General features: G+C 68.1%; 5 protein-coding genes. All 5 read right to left on the bottom strand.

The features are described 5' to 3' along the window. A partial coding sequence (mazG, locus tag HUU95_RS09425; protein WP_174279880.1) for a nucleoside triphosphate pyrophosphohydrolase occupies positions 1 to 572 on the bottom strand: 572 nt, incomplete at its 3' end. A 21-nt stretch (positions 573 to 593) separates the two neighbouring features. Continuing rightward, positions 594 to 1,205 carry a retropepsin-like aspartic protease family protein gene (locus tag HUU95_RS09420; RefSeq protein WP_174279879.1) on the bottom strand — a complete coding sequence of 204 codons (612 nt, stop codon included), beginning with the start codon at positions 1,203 to 1,205 and terminating at the stop codon, positions 594 to 596. Next, positions 1,202 to 1,966 carry an MBL fold metallo-hydrolase gene (locus tag HUU95_RS09415; RefSeq protein ID WP_174279878.1) on the bottom strand — a complete coding sequence of 255 codons (765 nt, stop codon included), beginning with the start codon at positions 1,964 to 1,966 and terminating at the stop codon, positions 1,202 to 1,204. The genes HUU95_RS09420 and HUU95_RS09415 overlap by 4 nt, the downstream gene beginning before the upstream one ends. Further along, positions 1,963 to 2,739, bottom strand: a complete 777-nt coding sequence (locus HUU95_RS09410; RefSeq protein ID WP_174279877.1) for a TatD family hydrolase — start codon at positions 2,737 to 2,739, stop codon at positions 1,963 to 1,965. Before HUU95_RS09410 ends, HUU95_RS09415 begins: the two co-directional genes overlap by 4 nt. Before the next feature lies 1 nt (position 2,740). Beyond that, positions 2,741 to 4,291 carry a methionine--tRNA ligase gene (metG, locus tag HUU95_RS09405; RefSeq protein WP_174279876.1) on the bottom strand — a complete coding sequence of 517 codons (1,551 nt, stop codon included), beginning with the start codon at positions 4,289 to 4,291 and terminating at the stop codon, positions 2,741 to 2,743. Positions 4,292 to 4,431: the final 140 nt, after the last annotated feature.

The following is a 4,431-nucleotide window of genomic DNA, read 5'->3' as shown; positions in this document are numbered from 1 at the left end:
TCCTCGCGAGCATCGGCTCTCGTATCGTGATCGAGTTCCGCCTCAAGCTCAGCCGTCTCCTCGCGCAGCTTATCGAACACCTGCGCCACGCCGGGCCAGTCGAAGCCGACGCGGGCGGCGCGCTTCTGCAGCTTCTCCGCGCGCAGCAGCGCCGGCAGGCTGAGCGCGACGCCGGCCAGCGCGCTCGCGTCCGGCTTGGCGGCGCGCTCCTGTGCCTTGATCGTCTCCCACAGCTGATGGCCGCCATGTTCGACGTCGCCGAAGATATGTGGGTGACGGCGCTCCATCTTGTCGGCGATCGCGCTCGCGACGGCGGCGAGATCGAACGCTCCGGCTTCCTCCGCGATCCGCGCGTGGAACACGACCTGAAGCAGCAGGTCGCCGAGTTCCTCCTTCAGGTCGCCGAAATCGCCGCGCGCGATCGCATCGGCAACCTCATACGCTTCCTCGATCGTAAACGGCGCGATCGTCGCCCAGGTCTGTGCCACGTCCCACTCGCACCCGTGCGCCGGGTCCCGCAGCCGCGCCATGACCGCGATCAGCCGCGCAAGGGGAGCGGCGGGATCAGCCATTAACCGGCTCGATAATATACATTATGTAAAGTCTTGCGGGTGGTGCGGCGTGAGGATCAGCGTGTTCCCCTCCACCCGCCAGCTCTTGAGCCGCGACAGGAAGTTCATGCCCAGCACGTCCGTGTCGCCGAACGCCGGCGACACCACGACCGGCAGATCGCGCGCGACGACGTTGCCGAGCGTCAGCGCACCCACCGTCGCGGTGTCGGCGGAGATCTGACCGTTGGCGGTCTGGATCAGCAACGGGAACATCGGCTTTTCGACCTTCAGCCCCGCCGCCGACGCCGTGTCCGTCGACAAGGCCGTCACGGTCGCGCCGCTGTCGATCAGCATGCGGCGCCTGACGTCGCCGACGCGTACATCCGCCCAGAAATGCCCATCCGCCGCCAACCTGATGCGTACTTCCGCGCCCGTAACGTCCTGGTTGTTCAGCTTCAGCGCACTCGCGATCCGGGTCATGTACGGATCGAACCGCCCGCGCTCCGCGACCACGAACAGCAGCAGCGCGAACAGCACGCCCCAGCTGGTCAGCATCACCAGCACGCGAACCAGGGGCACCCGCCGGGCGATCAGCGCGGAGATCGGCAGGACCAGCAGCAACGCGTAGATCAGCGCATCCGGATGCGCGCTCATGGCCTCAACTCCAGCCCATCGTAACCCGGCTCTACCCCGGCCGGCAGGGTCGCCGCCAGCGCGCGATAGTCGAGCGAATGATCCATGTGGATGAAGGCCGCATGTCTCGGTTTGAGTTCCGCGACCCACTTCAACGCCGCCGCGACGGTGGGATGCGTCGGGTGTGGCGCGTGGCGCAGCGCGTCCAGTACCCAGACGTCCAGACCGGCGTAGAGCGCGCGCATCGCCGGCGTCACTTCATGGAAATCAGTGGCATAGCCGATCGACTTGCCATCGGCTTCGAACCGCAGCCCAACCGAGGTGATGTGGCCATGGGGCTGGTCGACGGTACGGACGACGAGCTCGCCGATGGCCAGCGAGCTGCCTAGCGGCCGCGCCTCGACCACCGCCGGATAGCCGTCCCGGCCGGCGAAGACGTAGCCGAACCGGGCCTGCAACGTCGCGAACAGCGCCGGGCGCGCGTAACCGATCACCGGACGACCCAAGGCATGGAACACCTGCCGAAGATCGTCGATGCCATGGCAGTGATCGGCGTGATCGTGCGTCCAGATCACCGCGTCGAGCGTCGAGACCCCGGCCACGAGCAGCTGTTCGCGCAGGTCCGGACTGGTGTCGACCAGTATCCGCGTCCCCTCATGCTCGACCAGTACGCTCGCGCGCGTACGCCGGTTACGAGGCTCGGCGGGGTCGCACGCGCCCCAATCCGGTCCGATGCGGGGGACGCCCGAGGAAGTCCCCGATCCCAGGATGCGCAGTTTCATCCGGCCGTCTTGGCGAACAGCCGGTGAAAGTTCTCGGCCGTGTAGCGCTGAAGCGTCGCAACGTCCTCACCGCGCAGATTGGCGAGGAACGCCGCCGTGTCGGCGACGAAGGCAGGCTCGCCCGGCCGTCCGCGATGCGGCACTGGCGCGAGGAAGGGCGAGTCCGTCTCGATCAGTAGCCGATCCGCCGGCAGGCGCGCGGCGGTCGCCTGGATGTCGGCCGCGTTCTTGAACGTCACGATACCGGAAATGGAGATGAAGAGGCCCAGTTCCAGTGCCTTGTCGGCGAAATCTCCCGACGCGGTGAAGCAATGGATGACGCCGGGGTAAGCGCCCTTCTCCATCTCGTCCGCGAGGATCGCGATCGTATCGGCCTCCGCGTCGCGGGTGTGGACGATCAGCGGCAGCCTCGTCTCGCGACAGGCTGCGATATGCGCGCGAAAGCTCGCCTGCTGGCGGGCGCGGTCGGAATGGTCATAGTGGTAATCGAGCCCGGTTTCGCCGACTCCGACCACGCACGGGTGGGCCGCGCGCTCGATCAGGCGGGCGGTGTCGACATGCGGATGCGCGTCCGCCTCGTGCGGGTGGATGCCCACCGTCGCCCAGACGTCCGGCTCGCGCTCCGCCGTGCCGAGCACCGCGTCCCACTCGCTCTCGCGCGTCGCGATGTTGAGCATCGCCGTCACGCCGCGCGCGCGGGCGCGTTGCAACACGTTCTGCTGATCCTCGACCAAGCCCTTGTAATTGAGATGGCAATGGCTGTCGGCGAGCATGTCAGGCGGCCACCTCGACCGGCAGTTCGAGTCGCGGGAACACCGGGGTCGGCGCGGTCAGGCGGAACCCGCTCGCGGCTTGGCGCGCGTACCAGCCCTCGTCGTCCATCGCCGCATGATCGCGCCCCTCCGCGCCGAGCTGGTCGAGCACGCGGCCGGCCGCGCCGGGCACCACGGGCAGGATCGCGATCGCGAGCAACCGGATCGCGCGCACCAGCGTGCCGAGCACCGCGTGCATCCGCTCCAGATCGGTCTTGCGCAGCGCCCAGGGCGCAGCCGTGTCGATATAGGCGTTGCACGCGAACACGCCACGCAGCCAGCCCTCGATGCCCTGCGACAGCAGCAGGTCGCCAAACGCGGCGCGTAGCCCCGCGCAGGCGACCAACACCTCCTCGATCAGCACACCATCGGCGTCGTCCACCTTGCCCGGTGTCGGAAGAACTCCGTCCAGGTTCTTGGCGATGAACGACAATGTCCGCTGGACGAGGTTGCCGAACGCATTGGCCAGCTCCGCATTGACGCGGGTCACGATCGCATCCGCCGAATAGCTCCCGTCCTGCCCGAAGCTGACCTCGCGCAGCAGGAAATAGCGTAGCGCGTCGACGCCGAATGCGTCCGCCAGCGCCAGCGGATCGACGACGTTGCCGATCGACTTGGACATCTTCTCGCCGCGATGGAGCAGGAAACCGTGCCCGAAGACGCTACGCGGCAGGTCGATGCCGGCGGACATCAGAAACGCCGGCCAGTAGACCGCGTGGAACCGCACGATATCCTTGCCGATCAGGTGCAGGTCCGGCGGCCAGAACCGCCGTTCCGGCGCATCGCCCGGCCAGCCCGTGCCCGACAGGTAGTTGGCGAGCGCATCGACCCACACGTACATGACGTGACCCGGGCTGTCCGGCACCGGCACACCCCAATCGAAGCTGGTCCGCGACACGGACAGGTCCGACAGGCCGCCCTCGACGAAGCGCGCCACCTCGTTGCGCCGGCTGTCGGGCCGGATGAAGTCCGGGCTCGCGGCGTACAGATCGAGCAGCGGCTGCTGATATCTGGACAGGCGGAAGAACCAGGTCTCTTCCGCCGTCCACTCCACCGGCGTGCCCTGGGGCGAGCGGCGATCGTCGCCCTCCCCCACCAATTCCTTCTCGTCATAGAAGGCCTCGTCGCGCACCGAATACCAGCCCTCGTAACGATCGAGGTACAGGTCGCCGTTCGCCGCCATGCGCCGCCACAATTCCTGCGTCGCGGCATGGTGATCGGGCGCGGTGGTGCGGATGAAGCGATCGTAGCTGATGTTCAGCCGGTCGCACATCGCGCGGAAGCCGGCGGACATGGCGGCGGCATAGTCCGCCACCTCCTGCCCGGCCGCGCGGGCCGCCTGCACCATCTTGAGCCCATGCTCGTCCGTCCCGGTCTGGAAACGCACGTCGCGCCCCGCCTGGCGCTGGAAGCGCGTGATCGCGTCGGCGGCGATCGCCTCATAGGCGTGGCCGATATGCGGGGCGCCGTTGGGATAGCTGATCGCCGTGGTGACGTAGAAAGGCTCGGCCATCGCCGCGCCCTATCAGCTAGGCGGACGCGGCTGAACCCCTCAACGTCGCCAGCAGCCGGCTCATCTCCCATACCGTCGCCTGCGGATCGAGCGACAGGCCCAGCGCCGCGCCCGCCAAGTCGCGCGCGCGGGCATGCGCG

The sequence above is a fragment of the Sphingomonas bacterium genome (assembly GCF_903643065.1).
In the GTDB taxonomy this organism is placed as follows: Bacteria; Pseudomonadota; Alphaproteobacteria; order Sphingomonadales; family Sphingomonadaceae; genus Sphingomonas.
This window is presented reverse-complemented; position numbering and strand designations above follow the sequence as displayed.